At 55.9% G+C, this 22,622-nt stretch carries 1 protein-coding gene; it reads left to right on the top strand.

The genetic code is table 11. The annotated features are described in order from the left end of the window. Positions 1 to 58: 58 nt before the first annotated feature. Positions 59 to 22,609, top strand: coding sequence for a tandem-95 repeat protein (locus B2R17_RS00085; RefSeq protein ID WP_286762343.1), 22,551 nt, complete (start codon positions 59 to 61; stop codon positions 22,607 to 22,609). The last annotated feature ends 13 nt before the right edge of the window (positions 22,610 to 22,622 follow it).

Raw genomic sequence — 22,622 nt, 5'->3', positions numbered from 1 at the left:
GCACCCCCCCTTATTCCCTCCCGTTTTTGATTCATATTCTGCAAGGCTTCGGTCAACCATGACCCAACGACGAAATCTTCGCCGGCGCGGCAGTTCTTCGACGCAACCTCGCCGTTTGCACCACCAAACACTCGAGCGACGCGAATTGCTCGCGGCGGAAATTGTCAGCGGGCCTCGTTTGGTCAGCGTGGCCGCGAACACGGGTTCGCAGTTCGATCTGAACGACAACAACGTTCTGTCGGTGGCTCCCTCCGAATTAACGTTCCGCTTTGACGGCGGATCGCAAGTCGATGGCAGCACGCTGGACGGAATCCGATTTGTTGCTGCGGGCGGGGATGGAACGTTCGACAGTGAAGACTTCAACAACCCGATCCAACCTGGGTTCTTGGGCTTTGAAGGCGATCAAAGTGGTGGCCGAGTCGTGGTGGCTCGATTCGCCGAAACATTGGCCGATGACCGCTACCGAATCGTGATCTCTGGTTACGACGACACGACCTCGGGAGTGGTCGCACTGCGTGATGCGTCGGGACAAGCTGTCACGCCGGCTCAACCGGACGATCCTCAGCGTCCCGCGGTGAACATCGATTTCGAAATCGAAGTTGGGCCGAAGGTGGTCGCAGTTGTTCCACAACCGATCACGCTCAATGGCACCTCACGAGTTCAAGCTCGCGACCAAGTGCACGTGTATTTCAATGACGATCCGTTGTCCAACCTCAATGCGGGTGTGGTTCGATCAACCGATTCAGTTTTGTTGCCAGTCGTCAATCCCGACTTCTACAAACTGATCTTCACGAACGACACGGTCGAGAACACAGACGATCCGGTCTACGCTCCGACGTTGGTCGAATATGATCCTGCGCTCAATCGGGCAACGCTGACATTCGATTCTGATCTGTCAGAATTGCCGGACGTCACGGATGGAACCACAACGTTGTTGGGGCCGCAATCCAACAGTGGCAGTGGTACGTTCCGTTTGCGAATCGGACGTGGCGATGACCTTCCGATGGCTCCTTCCAATGTCGCCGCGGTCGAACTACCCGACACGTTTACCAATGCGCAAGCACTGGGAACCAATTTCGGTGGCGGCTCGCAAAGTGTCTTGGTGGATGGTGGACTGATCCGCTCAACCACCGATGTGATTCCAAACTGGCCGGGCGCATTTGATGCTGCTGGTCTGCGAGAATACCGCCGCGAGTCACAATTGACTCAGCAAATCGATACCACCACCGGTATCAACATCTACCCCTACAACTTTGCTGAACTCTACGGCACAGGTACCCAGGGGCAAAAACTCTCCAACGCGATCACCGAAGCGCAGAAGCAACGCGTTCGGGAAGTACTCGATCTCTATTCCAAGCGAATGGGCGTCCAGTTTGTCGAAACAGAAGACAGCGGTTTGCAGTTCGTCACGGGTGACTTGCAAGCGGTCGTTTTGACCGCTGACACCGGTGCGGGTGAAGGCACGCCTTACAGCCTCTACCGCGTCAACGAAAAAGACCCATCGCGTGGCGTCTTGGTCATGGATGCCGGCGAACCATGGTTCGATGGCTATGGTTTGTCACCCGACAACCGTCCAAGCTGGTTTGTCGAAGCCCTGCGTGGCGTCGGCAATGTCATCGGAATCGGCGATTTGTTCGAGCAACCTGATGGCGTCGCCGCGGGTGGATCGAGCCCCGATGAACCCAACTCGGAATTCTTCAGCGAATTCGCCGGCAACTCGTTTCCAAACATACCGACCGAACCTGAATTCCTGAGCCAAAGCGACATCACGCTCGGCCAGGCGTTGCATCGTCCCGAAAGCGACGACGTCGACTTCTACTCCTTCAATGTCGCAGAAACCGGTCGCATCACCGCCGAAACGTTTGCGCAACGACTCGAAGACAGCAGCTTACTGGACACTCTCGTTCAGCTTTACCGCGTCGTTCCCGCATCGGGATCCAACCCGGTTTCGTATGAGTTAGTTGCTTCCAACGACGACTTCTATAGCAACGATTCGTTGGTATCCGTCGACGTCACCGCTGGCAACTACGTTCTCGGCGTTAGCAGCACCGGCAACGACTCGTACAACGGTGAAGTCGAAGGCAGCGCACTTGGTGGTCGTACCGAAGGCACCTACCAACTGCGTGTCACTTTCAAACCTGACAGTAACAATACCATCACCGACACAGCCGGCTCACGTCTGGACGGCGACGCCGATGGCGTTGAAGGCGGTGAATTCAACTTCTGGTTCCGCACCGCTCGCGAAGTTTCTGCGGCCGACGAACCTCGAGTGTTGTACGTTCTGAAAGACGCTGATGGAGACGACACCAACGACGGTAGCTTTGCGACTCCAGTGCGGACGATCAGCCGTGCATTTGAGTTGGCGGAACCGGGCGACATCGTCCGTTTGCTCCCAAGTGCGGGTGCCGACAATTTGATTTCCACGGTCGCCGACAACCCCGCCTACGAAATCGGGCGGGGCGGTACAGGCGATCGGGCTTTGGCAGACGGCGACGTCTTCGAAGTCCCCAAGGGTGTCACCGTCATGGTCGACGCGGGTGCCATTCTGAAACTGCGCACCGCGAAAATCAGCGTCGGTAGTGAATCGGTCGATGAAGATCGATCGTTGGCCGCCCTTCAAGTCTTGGGAACTCCGGTTCTCGTCGACTCCAACGGCGTAGCAACCGATGGTGGTCAGGTCTTCTTCACCAGTTTCGATGATCCGACCATCGGAATCGACAACAACCCATTGCCCACCGTTCCATCGACCGGACACTGGGCGGGTGTTGAGTTCCGCAACGACTTCGACTTCGCTGAAGGCCGTCCTGTTTGGGAAACCGAAGGGATCTTCCTGGACTACGTCTCGCACGCCAACATGCAATACGGTGGCGGCAAGATCGACACCAACGCGCCGGTCGTGACCCCTCTGCAAATGCACGAGAGTCGACCAACGTTGATCTACAACACGATCATGAACAGTGCTGATGCCGCCATCAGTGCTGACCCCGACAGCTTCCGCGAAACCAACTTTCATTCGCCCCGCTATCAATCGGTCGCTTCGTTCACCAGCGACTACGGACGGGTCGGTCCTGAGATCGCCGGCAACACGCTGATCAACAACACGATCAACGCCTTGTTCGTTCGCGTCGACACTCCCGCCGCCGGCCAACTGCAACCGATGACGGTCAGTGGTCGCTTTGACGATCACGATATCGTCCACGCGATCAGCGAAGTGTTGACCATCGAAGGCAATCCAGGCGGACCTATGTTGCTGGAAGAACGCCCCGATGTTTTGAGTGTCACAGTTCAAACTTCGACCGCCGGCGGTTCGCTGGCTGATGGGGTGTACGACTATGTGATGACCTACGTCACCGAGGACGGAAACGAGTCGTTGGCGAGTTTGGCGACACGATCGGTGACGTCGACAACCGGTGCGGTTCGACTGAGCAACTTGCCTTCGGCGCCTTCTGAGTTTGCCGGTCGAAATTTGTATCGTCGCGATCTGTCCGCTCCAGTTGGTGTCATCCGCTATGAACTAGTGATCCAATTGGATCGTCGCGCAACGTTCTATCTGGATGATGGAACAACCCGCGGAGGAATTCTCACCAGCGAGCAAAGCCCTGACCTAAGCGGAGTCACGACCAACATTGTTCCCAACTTGGTCGGAATCAGCGAACTGGAAGAGAACCAGGCTTACGACTATCGCATGACGTTCGTCGATCCATACGGCGGTGAGTCACGTGCCAGCGCCGCCAGTTCAATGCAAGTCGTCGCCCGCAATGACGGAATTTTCCTCGATAACCTGCCGGCCACCGCCGAAGGCTTCATCGGACGAAACCTCTATCGTTCCACACCTAGCACGGGTGAGTATGTCTTGGTCGCGCGATTGATGCTGGATGAGACCAGCTTCATGGATCGTGGACTGACAACGTTCGCGCCAACCTCGTTGCTCGGCGAAACGTTGGGCAACGATGCGGATGGTGGAACCAAACTGCTGCCACGCTATGACGCGCGTTTGACGATCGATCCAGGTATCGTTGTGAAGTCTGAATTGGCTCGTATCGAAGCCACATTTGGTGCAGACTTCTATGCTGAAGGCGACGACGGAAACAAAGTCATCTTCACATCGCGTGCGGATGACACGTATGGTGCCGGCGGAACGTTTGACAGCAACAACAACGGTGCCAGCACAGGTACCCCCGGCGACTGGGGTGGGTTGGTATTCCGACAAGACACGACGGCCAGCCTCGATTTCGCGGAAGTTCGTTTCGGCGGCGGTACCAGCCCCGTGGAAGGTGGCTTCACCGAATTCAACGCCTTGGAAATCCTTCAAGCCGATGTTCGTGTCGCCAACTCTACATTCACACGCAACGCGGATGGATTCTCCAGCAACAGCACGCGTGAAGGTCGCGGATTCAACGACGAATCGGTCATCTTTGTTCGCGGCAGCCAACCTGTCATTTTGAACAATGTGATTGCGGACAACGAAGGTGCCGCGATCAGCATCAACCCAGATGCACTGAACTTCGACGACGTTTTGGACACCGGTCGTGCCACCGGTCCAAGCAGCATCATCGCGACCGAACTTGACAACCAGGGCCCATTGATCGCGGGGAACTTGTTGGACCTCAACACGCTGAACGGTTTGCGTGTTCGTAGCGAAATCATCACCACGGACAGTGTCTGGGACGACACCGACATCGTTCATATCGTTGAAGGTTCGGTCGTCTCGATGACTAACCACTTCTATGGTGCGTTGCGATTGAAGAGCGACGTGGGCCAAAGCCTCGTCGTCAAATTTGGCCCGAACGGCACGTTGGTTGGTAGCGGACGTCCGCTCGATATCACCGATCGCATCGGCGGTACGTTGCAAGTACTTGGAACACCCGGCAACCCGGTTGTTTTGACCAGCCTGAACGACGAAACCGTTGGTGCTGGCTTCACACCCGACGGTCGTGCATTGCTGCAGACCGCGGCCAACGCCACCGATCCAGCTGCTGGCGATTGGCAAGGACTGCAGTTGCAGGCCTACGTTAACGATCGCAACGTCGCCTACGTGCTCGAGAACGAGCGTGCATTGGCATCTGACATCACCATCAACGCCACCCCAGATGATGCACAGGTCATCGGTGACCTCGCGCAGCACGAATACGCCGGCGATGAAAACGAACGTCTCGGATTCAATGTCCGCGGCACCTTGGCGACCCCTCAAGACCAAGATGTTTATCGCTTCACCGCAACCGGTGGCACCGAATTATTCATCGACATTGATGAAACGTCGTTCGGGCTCGACACGGTCGTCGAACTGATCAATGTCAACGAAGACGTCGTCGCCAGCAGCAATAACAGTTTCTCGGAAATCACTGACGCTGAGGTCTCAACGACCGACCAAACCAAACTGTACGCGAACCCCAATCTTCCCAACGGTGTTTCGGTCGACGATGTGCGACCGCTCTACCAATTGGGAACAGGTTCCGTTGAATCACCCAACGCTCTCGATGCCGGATTCCGGGTGGTCCTGCCAGGTGACACGCAGCGTGACAACACTTACTACGTCCGGGTCCGCACACTGAACCAAAAGACCGATGGCCAGTACCAACTGTCATTGCGTCTGCGTGAGACAGACGAAACCGCCGGTTCAACCGTTCAGTTGGCCGACATCCGTTACGCCACTGACGCCATCGCGGTCACGGGTGCTCCGCTGCATTCGCCGCTCGTTGGTGACGTGGGCGAAGCAGTCCGCTACATCGATCCGACGCCCGCGAACCGCAACAGTGGCGATGAACGCACACTGGAATCCGAAAACAACCGTCTCGGATTCACTACAGGAAATGCGCAGACGGTCGGCAACCTGCTGACATCTGACCGTGGATCCTTGGTCATCACCGGCGAAATCGGCAACATCGACTCAACGAACTTGGACGTTCGTATCGAAGACGTTGACGTTTACCGAGTCGACTTGTTCGCACAGCAAATTTCGCCGGATGTCTTTGACAGCGAAAACCGATTCGTTACCACGACGTTCGACATCGACTACGCCGATGCACTGGGCCGTGTCAACTCATCGATCTCGGTTTACAACGCTGCAGGGCAACTCATTCTGCACAGCCGCGATTCGAACATCGCCGATGATCAAGGACGTCCTCTCAACGGAGTGGACATGGAAAACCTGGACGGCGGTTCCGCCGGCGTTCTGGATGCCTATATCGGACCAGTGGAACTTCCCGAAGGAACTTACTACGTCGCTGTTTCTGGCGAGGTTGCCGTCCCAGAGGCCTTGGATCAATTCTTCAATCCAAACTCGGCCAACCCGCTGACCCGTTTGATGCCGATTAATTCCGTCCGGCGGATCGCAGAAGACACATTGGGCGGCAACAGCACGTTTGTTGACTCGGACGATTTTCGCGAATTTGAAAGTCGTTTTCTTGATTACACCGCCGAAGCTCCCATCGTGGATCCAATCTTCGACGACGTTTCGATCGTTCCTTACTCGTTCGACGACATTCGATTGTTCGTGTCTCTAGATGGTGCGATTTCTGGAAACAACAACAGTGTGCTTGTCAGCGTGAACCCATTTACCGGTCGAGTTGACCGTTTGATCGGGCAATCGGGCCAACCTACCGGAGACATTGCCATTCGACGTGACGGCGAGTTGTTCTCGTATAGCCTTGGGCCGCAAAGCGGACCAGAGAACAACGGCAACGTCGGTAACTTTTTGAACATCAGCCCATTCAACGCTGCTGCGAGTAATGTTGGCGACGATGGAATCACTTTCCTCCGAGACAACCAGGCTGGAACTGATCTGGAAGGCGATGATGCCGCTCAACTCGACATCAATGCGATGGCGTTCCCGCCTGGCCCGTCCACGACCAGCATCAACCGAACCGCAGTCAACGACAACGAACGATTCTTCTTGGTCGGAGAACGTGACAACAATGGTCGTCGTGGTGAGATTCCTGACGAACTGACTCGCAACATCCTGTATCAAGCAGTTGCATCGAACGGGCAAATTACGTCACTCGGCAGCACCAACGCCAACACTCACAGAAACTTCGATGGGACGATCCCCTATCGTTCGTTCTATGGAACAACCTCGGCGGACGTCGAGCATGGTGTGATTGACACGGGGTTCATCTATGACACCGGAGCAGATGGCGGTGACATCACCGGCTTGGCTTATGCACCGGCCGGCCTTGGAATCGAGACGTTCTTGGCGACGACCGATCTGGGTGGGATCCATGGTTTTGATCCCAACAACACCATTCCTGCCCCGCAAGACAACCTCGAACTGCAAGCCTACAACCGGGTCATCCCAACGACGTACTACGGTCGCGTTGTGGCCGACGCCAACCACTTCTCGGCGCCGTTCGACTTCAACACGGGCGAACGCTATCCCGTCTTCCAAAGCATGTCATTCGGACCGCAAACGGTCGAAAACGGTCGACTGCAGCAAATTATCTTTGCTGCGACCGATGACGGATGGCTATACGCGTTGCAATTAGATGGTCAAACGATCGAACCGGCCAACGTATTCTACAACGGTCGATCAGCAATCCAGATGCAATTCGACAGCGGACTAGCTGTCGGCGACGGTGCGCGGACTGTCAACGGAATTGCATTTAGCAACCTTGAGATCAACCCTTGGCACATCACCAATGACCGCAATTTGGATGAAGGTCAGGGAATCTACCCAGACGAAGATCAAACACGAATTCGCATCTTCGGTGGATCGTCACTCTATTACGGATTTGAAGTCACCGCTGACGCAGCTGACAATACGATCGCACGCGCCGATGGTGACAACCTGGGACAAATCGCACCGGGTGGTAGCCAAGGTTCGGTTGTTTCGCGTCCGTTCGACCTCAGCGAAATCAATCCGGCTGACAAGCCGACGCTGTACTTCAGCTACTTCATCGATGTTGAAGCCAACGACGATTATGACGCAGAAATTCCGCGGGCTCAGAATGATTCGTTCCGCGTATTTGGTGCTGGTGACGATGGCGAATGGAAATTGCTGGCCACGAACGACAACTACCGCGAAGCAGCATTCGCTGACGAATACGACTACTTCAACGAAACTGGCATCCTCGTCCAGGAGATCTTCGACGACGGTAATGACTGGCGTCAGGCTCGAATTGATGTCTCGCCATTGGCGGGCAATGAGAACGTTCAGATCCGATTTGACTTCTCAACATCGGGGTCGATGCGCACACACTTTGGTTCGATCAACGTATCCGGCACCGCTGGCAAGAACCTAGTCGACGGCGAAGTCATCTCCTTCCAAGATGATTTGTTCAACACTGTTCTCTTCCAGACAGTCGTCGGACGCGACGTTGTCTTCCCGACTGGTGCTGACCTAGAAATCGATGATCAGTTGTCGATCGTCGGTCCAAACGGCCCAACCACCGTGACTTTTGTCACCGCTCCGTCGGCAACGCCGAAGCCGTTGAATGAAGTCGTCTTCAACGTCGGCATGACCGCAGACGAAGTCGCGCGAACGGTTGTTGCTTCAGTCGATAAAGCACTCGCCCCCTACTTCGAGGGCGACGGGCGTGTCAGCTTCCGTGCCGCCACCGATGTCATCGTTGATGGCAACATTGCTGCAGGTCAGTCCAATCCAACTCAAGTCGATGTGACTGCCTCCCGGATGATCATCCCAACGGCACAAACTTTCGAAGCTGGCGAGCAAATCGAAGTCACCGGGCCGGATGGATTGGTGACAACATTGACTTACACCAATGTCGACAACTCCGTTGCACCAGCCACGTTCTTCCCTGGTGAAATCTACGTCGCTCCGTTCGACAGCAAGCAAGCAATTGCCCAGAAGATCCTGGAACAACTGCCAAACAACACACAAGCCTACGTCAATGGCTCTGGTGACATCGTCATCCTGGACCCTTCGACAAGTGTTGACTTCATTCCAGCACCAACTGGAATCTCCATCAATGAAGAAGTTGCCAACGAAGGCCGAATCGAAATCACCATCCCCAATGGTGCCTCGATCGCCAACAATGAAGACATCACCTTCGTCGATACCGACGGCAACGATTACGTCATCCGTTTCGCGGACGTCAACGCTCCTGACGTCGTAGGTGATCAACTGATTCCGTTCTCGGACGACAACGCCGGCACACCGGGTGCCACGCTGGCCGACCGAGTCTTCCAAGATTTGCCAACCCGTTTCGGTGCCATCCTCAACGGGAACGTTCTGTCGGTAGCTGCCAATGCAGTCAGCTCCAGCAATGCCGGAACATCATTTACGTTCAATACGATTGTTCTGACGGATGACATTTGGGACTTCGATATTCCATCGGGCGACCTGGTTCACCATGGTGAACAGATCACTCTGTTTAGAAACTTCCAAAGCACGACAATTACCTTCATTCGAGAAGGCTTGAATGTCCCGAACGCTGGCGATATCAGCGTCTACTTTAATGCCACATCCACGGCCGAAGAGATTGGTACTGACATCGTCTTGGCACTCAACGCTTTCGACGACAGCTACCAAGCCTACCTTGATCAATCCGGTGACGGGTTCCGTCTTGCCGGCAACCTCAACTTTGCAACGATCGGGTCGACCACGACGGTAACCACGCTCGTGCAATCACCGGTTTCAACCTACGCCGTTCCAATCACGCTTCCGAAGGGCAGCGAGATTGTTCCCGGTGAATCCTTCACCGTGTTCCGGAAAGACGACCCAAGCGGGGCAACGCCGGAGACCTACACCTTTGTCACCACACCGCCTGCGAATAGCTTTGAGATCTTCTATGACGTCAACGACACCGCTGACGCATTGGCGCAACGTGTCGTAGAAGCCATTAACGCTGAACTTCAAGGTGTCGTTGTCAACGATCGCGAAGTGCATCTGATCAATGCGGTTTCAGTCGAATTGTCCAATAACGATTCGCTGGTTGTTTCTTACGAATCCACCGTAAATTCGGACGTCAACTTCTTTGCTGACACTCGCCCAACGCCGATTCAAGTGACGGTGAATCAGACGGCCAATGAGGTCACTGAGCAAATGCGAATCGCCTTCGCGGAAGGCTTTGGTCGACTCGCATCTGAAGCGACCGGATTCAATCAAATCGCGTCTGCTGACCAATACCCAATCTACGGTGGCGACACGATTCGTTTGTACAACGCGTTCGCTTTGGACGTTGGATCCTACGGATTGTCTCAAACGGACACATTCTTCGGAACATCCATGCCCGGGGACGAATTTGGTGTCAGTGCATCATCGGGTTACGCAACCAATCAAATCCGAACCGCCGGTGCAGACGACAACCAAGTCGAGGGTGTTTACATCGATGACATCATCATCGGTTTGGCTGAACGCGGTGAAATGGTCATCAACGCACCGGTCAACAACACCAACTACGTGTTTGACCCATCCGTCTTGCCTGACACACACCCACAAGCTGAGCAACCAGAACGTCAGAACGAAACGCTGGTTGGTCCTTACTCACTGGAAATCCGCACGGCCGATGAGTACGGCGTTCCACAGGACTACGACCCGATCAACTTGGTGCTGAATGAACAATTCAGTTCCGGTCGTTCGTTTGACTCCAATGACCGATTGGTTGACGGAGCGGTGACTTTGATTGCTCCAGCCGGTTCATCGCTAATCGATGTTGGTACCAGTCTGGATTCGACTGTCACTGCGAGCGATACGTTTGTCTTGGACGACGGCACACGTCAGCTGACATTTGAATTCGATAGCATTCTTGACACTAACGGCGTCGAAACCGGAAACGTTCGAGTTCCTTACGATCCAAGCAGCACAGACCCAGCCGAAGTCGCCCGCGCTATTCGTGACGCGATCAACTCACCCCAAGTCCAAAACGTTTTGGCGATCACTGCCGCAAATGCGGACAGTGCGGAACGAGGTGTATCCAACTCGACTCGCGTTGAATTGTTTGGAAACGCCATCTCCGTCAATCCGAGCGGGGGCCGATTCATCAAGATGGATTTGGTCGCCGAAGAAACGGCATCTGGAAACGCAACAAGCCGTCGCATAGCGGTCATTGATCACGACGAAGACACGGTTCAGTATGTCAACTTCCAAGATCAACTCGCACAATCGTCCGTCACAGGTTTCGTGAACGGTGACGTCGACACTTTTGTCGGAGTTGGAAAAATCGGCGATGCGGTTAACACCGGTGTCAGCCCAGGAAACATCGTCGATGACTTGACGATTCTGCCATCCAATCCGTTGGAGGACATTGACTCGGTCCGCATTTATTTGTCGGCCGGGCAATCCGTCGACATTGATGTCGATTCGGCTGGTTTCACCAAAGCCGGCGATGCGTTGGAATTGCCGGTCATCTCGGTCCTCAAAGCGGGTGACAACTTTGACATCAATGCGAATATCCTGGAACAATCCGCTTTCGTTCCGACCACGGCACCGGGCGAAACCATCGGTGGCGCGTTCTTGAACTTCACCGCTACGACGAATGGTTTCTATGACGTTGTCATCAGTAACAGCGCCGTCTTTGGAGCCGGTCCGATCAGTGGCACTGATCAGCAATTTGGTGAATACCAGCTGACGATCCGTCCTAACGCCGATGCCTCAGCACGCGTTCCTGACCGCGACGTTTTGATGGTTGACTATCAATTCGGAATCACTGATGTGAACCGAACCGATGACCAGGGTCAGATCATCATCAGCAGCAACTTCATTTCCAACTCGGCCAACTACGGCATCTCGGCGACGTTGGGCGACCGCGGTCAAGGGAACACGACCAACGGTGCAACCCAAGACACGCTGCCTGGCTCCGCTCGCTTGCTCCGCAACGAAAACCCAACCGGATTGATTCCCGGTGCGGTCATCATCAACAACGTCGTGTCCAACTCGGGCACCGGTGGCATCCTGTTCGGCGGCGGAACCTTCGACGATGGCGAAAGCCCCGCGCCGAACCTGTTCGGCCGAATCGTCAACAACACCGTGGTCAACACGGGTGGTGGCGACGGAATCACCGTCAATGGACGTGCCAACCCAACGCTACTGAACAACGTCATTTCCGGATTCAACGTCGGCATCCAAGTCGACACGGCAACATCAGGAAACACCATCGTTGGTGGCAATGCGTTCCACGAAAACGGAACCAACTCGACACTAGCGATCGCCAGCTCGTCGATCGTCATTCCCAACGGGACACCGTTGTTCGAAGATCCATCGCGGTCGCTGTACATTCCGGTTGAGAACAGCCCTGTCATTGACAGTTCGTTTGCCTCGTTGCCTGATCGCAATAGCTTCTTCAACACCGTCAAGAATCCGGTTGGCATTTCCGCTTCGCCAATCATCGCACCCGCGTTTGACGCCTATGGTCAACCGCGAGTCGATGGCCAATCAAGTGGTTCCGGTGGTGCTGGATCCAACGTCTTCATCGACCGCGGTGCCTTGGATCGTGCCGATGACCGTCGTCCCGTTGCATTGTTGATTAATCCGTTCGATGCCGATGGCGTCGAAGCGGCTGCTCAGAACGTGACGATGGGCGACACCGACCCAGGTTCTTCCTTCGTTCGACTGACCAACCCGCAACAAACCGTTGAGTTCTTTGAAATTCAATTGGTTGACCCGTCGGGCACCGGTCCTGACCCAGCCACGATTACCGTCGACTCGGTCTTGTTGACCGAAAACGGCCGTCGTTTGCTGCCTGATCAAGATTTCACGTTCGGATACAGTGCCAACAGCCGCACGATCCGGTTGACTCCTCTCGCTGGTTTGTGGCGTCAGGACGCGGTTTATGAAATCACCATGAACAATCAATCGCGAATCGCGTTTGATACTGTCAGTGGCGATCAGATATCGGACGGCGATCAAGTCACCGTTCTGGATGCAGCCGGTCGACCGACCGTCTTCGAATTCGAGAGCGGCATTTCCGTCACTGTTCCACAAACATCCACGCTTACGATCTTGGATGTCACCAGCGGCTTCCGTGACCGAGATGTATTCACGATCACCGCACCAGATGGAACCAGCCAGTCGTTTGAGATCAACCTCACCGGATCCACTGCGTCTGGGAACGTTGCAATCAACTTGGCTGGTGTCGGCAACATCGCTGACATTCGCGATCAGATCCTCGCCGCGATCAATTCCGTCCACGCCGGATCCGGTCAAACCCACGCTCAGCGATTGGACTTGGCCCCGGTCGCCATTGGTTTCGACTCGATCCAACTCGGAACCCTTTCCGGTCACACGGTGACCATGGGAAGCAATGGATCGACGGTCGCGGGCATGGAACTCAACGGCACCACAAATGGTGTCGAGTCAGGGCAGAGCTTCCTTTACACGAACAATGGAACCACGGTTGAGTTTGTCTTCGATGACAGTAACTCGTTCGTTGAAACCGAAACCATGCGTCAGGTGCCGATCAGTCGCACCGACACCCCAGACCAAATTGCACAAGCAATTGTTGCGGCAGTTGGCGACGTGTCGCTAGGCTTGGATTCCGCTCAAGCGACCGGCGACGGCAGCGTCCTGCTCGGTGGTTTGGCGTCAGACGTTTTGGACGTCACCAATTCCCAACTTTCACGTTCGGGAATGCCAGGTGTCACCGATTCACTGTCACTGACAGTGCCTGCTGGACGAACCGGTGTCGACGTTGACGGCACAACGTTCACCTTGGACGTTGGCGGTGTCGCGACCACTTTCCGCTTCACAACAGACTCCTCGCTGACCAGTCCCGATCGTTTGATCTTGATCGGTGGCGGCGACGACGCGGCAACGCTTGCCTCGAAGGCTGCTGCCGTCATCAGTGCGGTCTACCCAGACGAACTGGCTCCGGTCGTTTCGGGCACCTCAATCAAGCTGAATGAAGCTTCATCGATCGTTCCTGCTGGTGAAGTTCGCACAGTCACGACGATCAGCCTCGAAACCAGTGGATTGGTGCAGAGCGGAATCAGTGGCGGTGCGGTACCGGTCGAGTTCTTGCCGTCGGCTACCTTCAGCGAAGCATCGGTTGCAGCCACGTTGCAACGGACGATTCTCAACGCAAACCTCGGCCTTGAAATCTTTGCACCGGGCGGCGGCACATTGTTGATCAATGGTGCCAATGCAGTTTCGGCTCAGTTCACTCGAAACGGTGTTGTTGATGTCACCGGATTGAGCATTCCTGCCGTCTCGGACTTGTCCGGTAATGCAGTCCGCGAAACGCGAGTGAATGACGAAACCCGATTCACCATCATCATGCCCGAAGTTCGCTTTGACTTTGGTGATGCACCGGCTAGCTACGCGACGTTGCTGGAAAGCCCACTGAACAGCTCGATCCCGGGCAACGGTGCTCGTCACGCGGTCATCAGCGATGGCACTTCGGTGCGATTGGGCAACAGCATTGACACGGAAGCGGACGGAACACCATCCAATTCGTCAACCAACGACGTGATCGGAGACGACGTCACGATTCCAATCTCGGCCAGTACTGCCGCTGCGTCGGTTTCGCTAGTGTTGGACACTGACATTATCGACATCGAAATCACGTCGATGCCAGCCGTTCGCGACACAATCACTTTGGTGATCGGAGCACAAACATTCACATTTGAATTCCTGGACGCGGCAACCAACCCATCACCTGGGAACATCCCGGTTCTCTTCAACACCGGTAACTTGCTACGAGAAATCGAAATCGCGTTGTTGACGGCGATCCGTCCGCAACTCGACTTCACCGGTGGCGGAGTGGATGCACTGACTCATCCAACCAACGCCGAAGGAATTCGCGTTCGTGCAATCGATGATGAAGACGGTGTATCGATCGTTCGCTTCGACGATGGACTGAACTTCTTCCGCGTCTTCGGTGAACCCGGTGCGGGCGGACAAGTCCTCACGTCACTGAACGCCGATCAGGTTCTTGGATTCTTGAACCCGTTCGATGAAGCCGGCACTGATATCGCCGTCGATGTCGTCGGTGGTGGTTTGCTGAACGGCTGGATCGACTTCGACCGCAACGGCGTGTTCGATGACGACGAGCACGTGTTATCGAACGTTCCTGTGACCACGGGAACCAACATCGTTAACGTCACGACGCCGTTGACCGTCGGCAACTTGCCGTTTGATACCTGGGCTCGCTTCCGGGTGAACGACGCCGGCAACATCGGGCCTGATGGAGTCGCGATTGGTGGCGAAGTGGAAGACTACCTCGTGTCAGTCCTTCCGATTCCATTGCCAGAACCAGAACCTCGTTCTTACACCGCGTTCGAAGACGCGACGCTGGACGTCGATGCATCGCAAGGTTTGATCAGTGCCGCCAACCGTGCCGGTCAATTGCTGCCCGTGCGTTACTTCGTCGTTGACGAACCTACCAACGGCACGCTGGAAATCGACACCGATGCTGGCGACGACCTGAACGGCAGCTTCCGATACGTGCCGGACCCTGACTTCTACGGGATCGACACATTCACCTATCGATTGTCGACTCAGCAAAACCTGGGCAACATCGATTGTGAAGTGGATGCCGGCGATCCGCCTGTGTGTGGAACCGTGACGGTCAACGTGGTGCCTGAGAATGATGCCCCCGGTGCAACGGACCAATCGTTTGTGATGGTCGAAGCAACCGCGACCAACGGCGGTGCACCATTGACGATCACCGCTGCAGAATTGATCGCTGGATCGACACCTGATGCCGACGCTCAGTTCAATCCAGCGTCCAGCACCGACGTGCAGGACGAACCCAACCAATCCGTCTTTGTGCATTCGATCACGGCCGGCGGAGTCACGATCAATAAAGACAACCGTTTCGCAGTGGCCAACACTCCGGAAGGTGGCACGCTGACCGCGGCGTTCAATCCAACGAACGAGTGGATCACCGAAGTCATCTACACGCCGGCTCCTGACTTCAACAGTGACAACGGAACCGTTGCCGGCGGCTTGTCCGTCGACGCGTTCACGTTCACATTGATTGACAACGGCATCTCCGAATTGCCTTCCGACTTGGAAGCCAACCTGAACGCTTCGCTCAGCCAAGCTGAACGGGATGTTCTCGGAATCGCCAATGGTGTCCGCGATCAATTCGATGCAATCGGACCGATTTCGGCTCCGGCCACGGCTCGAATTCGCGTCACGCCTCAAAACGACGCTCCAGTTTTGGCCGCCGATTACGTTGGCCTGACCGATGCCAATGGCAATGCGAACACGGATTACACCGGTTTCTTCACCGGTACCGTTCCGACGCCGACGGAAGACACCCTCTTGGTCTTCCCAACGGCCTACCTGACTCGCAACGACATGGCTGGACCAGTCGACGCCGCTGACGAGAACTCGGGTACAAACAACAACGACGCCCCCGTCGTTGTCACCGCTGTCGCATTGGTCGATCCAACCCAGGGCACATTGACATTGGATCCGAACACGAACGAAATCACGTTCTTGCCGGCTCCAAACGTGTACGGCGAAATCGAATTCACCTACACCGCCACGGACAACGGAGTCAACGAAAACACAGCCGTCGCTGACGTGAACGATGACACCGATCGTGGCGACCGCAGCCCCGCAGGGCTCTCGGTCACACAGTCGGCGACCATCTTTGTCGAACCGGTCAACGATGCCCCTGTGGCCTATGATCGCTTTGCAAGCACCGTTGAAGACACGCCACTGACGATCAGCGACGTGATGTTGCTCGACGGCGTGAACGTGACACCTTCGGCCATCGTGGCCACGACTTCGGGCGTCACCATGGCTGACGCAGACCAGTTGCGAGACGGTGAGACATTGATCGTCACTGCTGGCAACGGACGTCGAGTCGTCGTGGAATTCAACACCACCGGCATCGCTTCGATCGGCACTGATCGCGTGGTTCAGTTCGCTGATGATGAAACCGCCGATGTGCTGGCAACGCGTCTCGAATTGACACTTCGCTCACTCGGATTCGGTGGCACCGTCAATGGTGCGACCGTCAACTTCGACGCGTCCGGTCAACTCTCGTTCGTTCCCGGACAGAATGCTGTGGTGGTCGATTCCGCTGCGGGCCGAATCACGGTTCCCGAAGGTGGTTTGATCTCCGACGGCGAGATTGTGACCATCACGGACAACGCCGGCACACCGACTCGATTTGTGTTCACCAAGACCGGATCGGTTTTGGTCTCCGGTGCAATTCCAGTTTCGATCAGCGACTCCAGCACCGCCGAAGAGGCTGCCACCGCATTGGCCGACGCGATGTTGTTGGCTGGATTCGGTGCCGTCGAAACCGCTGGCACGCAGCAAGAATTCCGAGTCCGAATGGACAGTGTCGCATCGATCAGCGTCAACCGTGCGGCATCTGGACTGGTTCCCGACGGCTCTGACGTGATCGTTCCTGCCGGGAATGCGATCAACGGTGGAGACGCTCTCATCGTTGAGCTTCTCGATGGAACTCTCGTCGTCGCTGAGTTCCAAACCGGCACAACTTTGATCGACCCGAACGCGGTCCTCGTCCAATACTCGGCCAGCGACTCACGTGCGGAAATCTCCGCTGCATTGGAAGCCGCGCTGGTCAGTCGCAGTGTGAACGCTCAGTCGGTCACGCTGACCTCCTGGCAGATTGACACCGTTGACATCACGTCGGTTGATCCAACCGGAACCGCGATCACGTTCAACGGAACCGACATCGTCCTGCCTGTCATCGGTGATTTAGTCAGCGGCCAAACGTTCTCGTTGACAGACGAAAACGGCGTTGTGCGTCGCATCGAACTCAACACCACCGGCACGCTTTCGTCGGGCAACGACGCGGTCGTCCAATACGACGCGGCGGGTTCGATCGATGATGTGGCGACCACGTTGGCTGATGTCCTTCGCACGCTGAACATCGGTGCGACAGCATCCGGCAACAGCGTCACTTTGCTGACCTCGAATGCAATCACACGATCGTTGTCGCCAACCAGCATTTCCTTCAGTGGAACCAACATCTTGGTCCCTGCTGGCGATCGCTTGATTGATGGAGAGCGATTCGAAATCACCGACAACGTTGGAACCACACACGTTGTGGAGTTCAACCTGTCCGGGCAACAAACCGCGGGTGCCGACGTCATCGTGCAGTTCACGGTTTCCGACTCGTCCGACATCGTTGCGACAACCTTGCAAGAGCAACTGCGTGCCGCAGGCATTGGTGCATTGGCCGACTCATCCGCTTTGGGTGTTCCATCGGGCCAATCGTTGGTTTCACTGCAACTTGTCTCCGCGATTCGCATGGGCGAACTGACCGATGCCAGCGGAATGTTTGACAATCGACTCGGTGCTCCATTCAACGAAAACGAACAGAGCCTCCGAATCGTTTCGTTCTCGACTCCAGGCGGAAACGCGATCGAGATCAACTCGGTTCCCGCAGGTGCAACGACCGCGACCATCGACAGTGATGCGGGCGGAACGTACACGTTCACCGTCGAGACGATCCAAGTCGCGGGTCAGGACCGTCGCTACTTCAGCGGCGTGACGTTTAACCCAGCGGAGAACTACAACAGCGAACAGCCATTCGCCGCTCGCGAATTGTTGCTCTACACCGTGGAAGACGATGCCTTCACACGCATCACGTCGCCTGCTCAAACGCGTCAAGACATCAACGCGATTCGCCGCTCGGTCAACGCTGGCACGATCACGATCACCGTTGACGCGGTCAATGATCCGCCAGTCTTCACCAACGACCTGAATACGGTCGACGTGTTGGAACGCGACGACTTGAGCACGACCACCGTGCCAGACTTCTTGACCGAGATTTTCTCGGCAACCTCGACGGCTTCGGACGAGTTACTCGCACAGATCGTGACCGGATTTGAAGTCCGCGTCGTTGCTGACCCGAATGGCGTCTTGGCCAGCCTCCCGGTTGTGAACTACGTCGGTGGCGACACAGAAGCTTCGCTCACCGTCGCACCGAATCCCGACAAAGTTGGCCAAGCAACGTTTGAGCTGTACCCAATCGAAAGCGGAATCGCTCCTTCACAAATCCCAGCGACCACGTTTACGGTCAACGTTCGCCCGGTCAACGATGCTCCTCGCATTCGTCCTGGACTGACCGGCGACGCAGTGCCAAACGATCCGGATGAAGCCTACGAAATCACCGATGTCACGGACACCGATGGTGATGGTTTCGACGACCAAGCTGTGATCCGGTACACGCTGCGTGAAGACAACACCCAACCGACCGGCAGCAGCGATCCTGCAAACGCCGTCACAACGGGCAACTACTTCATCCCGCTGAGCCGCGCGATCCCAGAAGCCTTGGTGCAAGTCGGCTCGTATCAACGAATTGGTCTGTTGGACATCTACACAGTGGGTGCTGACAACGAAGACCAGTCGCTCAGCGTTGGCTTCCCGACCGGTGGTCCACAACAACTCGAATTGTTCGACTTCCCTGACCGCACCGTTTTGGGCGGAACATTGACGCCGAAATTCGAAGGCAACCTGTTGATCGGCTTGGAGTACACGCCTCCTGTGGACTTCAACAACACGATTGACCCGAACACACCGTTCGACTCCTTCGAATTCGAAGTCCGCGACGACTTCCCCGGTGACGGCGAAACCTATTCGACCGACACGGGAACACTGGTCCAGGACCGTCGCCGATCCACATCGATCGTTCAATTGAACTTGAACCCCGTCAACGACCGGCCTCAGTTCGTTGCGAACACGCTCAACTACGAAGTCGCGGAAGATGGTGCTCCACAACGGATCAACAACTTCGCCGTCGGCATCGCTGCGGGTCCACCATTGAGTGCATTCGATGAAGTCGACTTCATCAACGGCCAAGACGTTCGCTTCACCGTCAAAACGCTGTCCTTCCTGGATGATGAGTTGCAAGACTTCTTCATCGCAGGACCAGAAATCAGCGACAACGGCGTGCTGACCTTCCAACCTCAAGCCGATGTCTACGGCACGTTCGAATTCGAAGTGGTCTTGACCGAAATCCTGCCTGGATCAAACCAACAGGAAAACAGCACGCGTGGTGACTTGCGATCGTCCTTGCCGGTCACGCTGACCATTGATGTTCAACCGGTCAACGACCGTCCGTTCATCAAACCAGAGTTCAGCACACCTGGCACGAACCCATTGAACTTCTCCTTGTCAGAAGACGGCACGTTCGACGTGTTGGTCAACGGCGACGGAACTTCACCGGGCTTGCTGGATGTCTTCGATGTTGGTCCTGCCAACGAGTCGGCCGACAACACACCAGGCGGCAACCAAACGCTGTCTTTGACCACGCCAATCCCAGTGACCACCGCTGAAGGCGGCACACTGCAAAGCGTGACCGAGAACGGTGAGATCACTCGGTTCATCTACACACCGCGAGCCAACTTCGTCGGAACGGATAGTTTCATCTACACCGTCACCGACGATGGGGTCACGGTTCCCGTTGGCAACAACGGTGCACCAATTGATGAGCCTCGCATCGCGTCCGGCACGGTCACCTTCGAAGTCTTCGGCGTCAACGACGCACCACAGTTCAGTGGTGCTGGCGATGTGACCAGCAACGAAGATCAAAACGATGGTGGCGGCCGCGGAAGTGTTGTGATCGAGAACTGGGCAACCAACGTTCAAGCCGGACCTCCCGGAGCGGACGATGAAATTGGCGACGGCACCAATGGCCAGCCACTCCGATTCGAGATCATTCAAACCTCGAACAATCCCGAGTTGTTTGTCACTCCACCATCGGCATCGATTGATTCCGAAGGCAATGCGACTCTGTCATACGTGACCGCGGAAGACCTCAATGGTTCAGCCACCTTCACGGTGCAGTTGTTCGATGATGGACCAAACGACGCTGGCAACGGTGATATCAACGCGTCCACCGTTCGGACCTTCACCATCACGGTGGATCCGGTCAACGACGCTCCGACATTCACCGCCGGACCGACCGTTCGCGTCCAAGAAGATCGTGGTCCCTACACAACGCAGTGGGCCACGAACATCTCGCCTGGGCCGATCGACGAATCCAATCAGTCGGTTTCGTTCGAAGTCTCAACCATCAATGCCGCTGACACTGCCTTGTTCACTCAAGACGGACAGCCTGCGATTTCGCCGGACGGCATTCTGACCTTCACGCCAGCACTCAACGCCAACGGTGCGGTCGACCTGCGTGTCGTCGCTCGAGACAGCGAAGGATTGGCTGGAGCACCGATTACCCTGCGTGTGAATATCCAACCGGTCAATGACTTCCCATCACCGGCACCGGACAACTTCACCACCGATGAAGACACCGTTCGCGTGATCACCGCGGCAGAACTGTTGGCAAACGATGTTGATGTCGACTTGAACGATGCCAACCCAGATGAGTTGCAAATCGTGATGAACTCGCCGCAGCTCTCACTTCGAGGTGCGTTGGTGACGTTCGACCCGGTCACGCAAACCATCACGTATGACCCAACCGTCTCGACTGAGTTGCAAGGGTTGAAATCAGGTTCAGCACCGTTGAACGATTCGTTCAGCTATGCCGTCGCTGACCGTGCCGGTGCCAATGCGACACCAATCCGAACCAGCAATTCGGTCTTGGTCAGTGTCAGTGTCACGGGTGTCAACGATGGTCCAGTGACCGAGCCAGATGTGCCAACTTTACAAAGCCCTGGCAGCACTGTCATTCGGGTCTTGGACAACGATGTGGATGTTGACGGGGTCATTGATCCGAGCTCGTTGACGGTCACAAAGCAACCAGCGTTCGGTAGCGTTTCGATTGATCCTGTCGAAGGAACAATCACCTACACGCCGTTCACCAACTTCCCTGGCAATGACGAATTCCGTTACATCGTCGCGGATGATGAGGGAACGTTCAGCACCGAAGAAACCGTTACGATCAGTCCCAACGCGGCACCGGCCGGACGTGACAGTGTTCGCTCAGGCTTCCTGAACGAAGCGATCTTGATCGACATCAGCAACAACTTCACCGATGCGGATGGACTGGACTTCAGCTCAATTCAAATCGAACGTCAACCATTGGCGGGTGAAGTTCAAAACGTCGGTGATGGAACATTGCGATATGTTCCAGCGGTGGGCTACACCGGTCGCGATTCGTTCGACTACTCGATCGCTGACTCCAACGGCCGTCGCAGTGGTTTGGCTACCGTATCGTTGCAGGTTGTTATCAGCCGTCTGCAGAACCCAGACCTGAACGCCGACGTCAACGATGACGGTGAAGTTTCGGCCCTGGACGCATTGTTGATCATCAACCACCTCAACCGCTTCTCGTCGTTCCCTGCGGGATACACGCCGACGGTGGATGAAGATTTGGTGGTAACGCAAGGCGACAACGGTCGACCAAGTGCTTCGCAGCCGGGTCGCTATTATGACGTCAGCGGTGACCTGCGCATCAGCTCGCTCGATGCCTTGCAGGTTATTAACGAACTGAACCGACGCGACAACAATCAAAGCGAACCGCTTGGCGAACCTATCGTGGCCGCGAACAGCGTGGCGGCAACCGGAATGAGTGCTTCCGCTGCCGTTTCGAGTTCCGATGTCAGCACGAACGGGTCAGGCTCCACGGCCGCCGGTGAACCTCTGATCGAAGTCTTGTACGAAAGTGACAAGGTCATCGGCCAAAGTTCCGCAGACCTTGGTGACGACGTTCTCGACAGCATCGCTTCGGCCAATACAAACGGCGGAGAAGGCTCCTCAGGCAGCGATGACCGCAGCAAATCGCTGCAGTCTGCCGTCGATGCGGCCATGGCAAAACTGCTGTAGAGCCAAGACAGGA

Source organism: Rhodopirellula sp. UBA1907 (assembly GCF_002337565.1).
GTDB lineage: Bacteria > Planctomycetota > Planctomycetia > Pirellulales > Pirellulaceae > Rhodopirellula > Rhodopirellula europaea.
The sequence above is the reverse complement of the archived record's forward strand: the minus strand, read 5'-3'. Positions and strand labels throughout refer to the sequence as shown.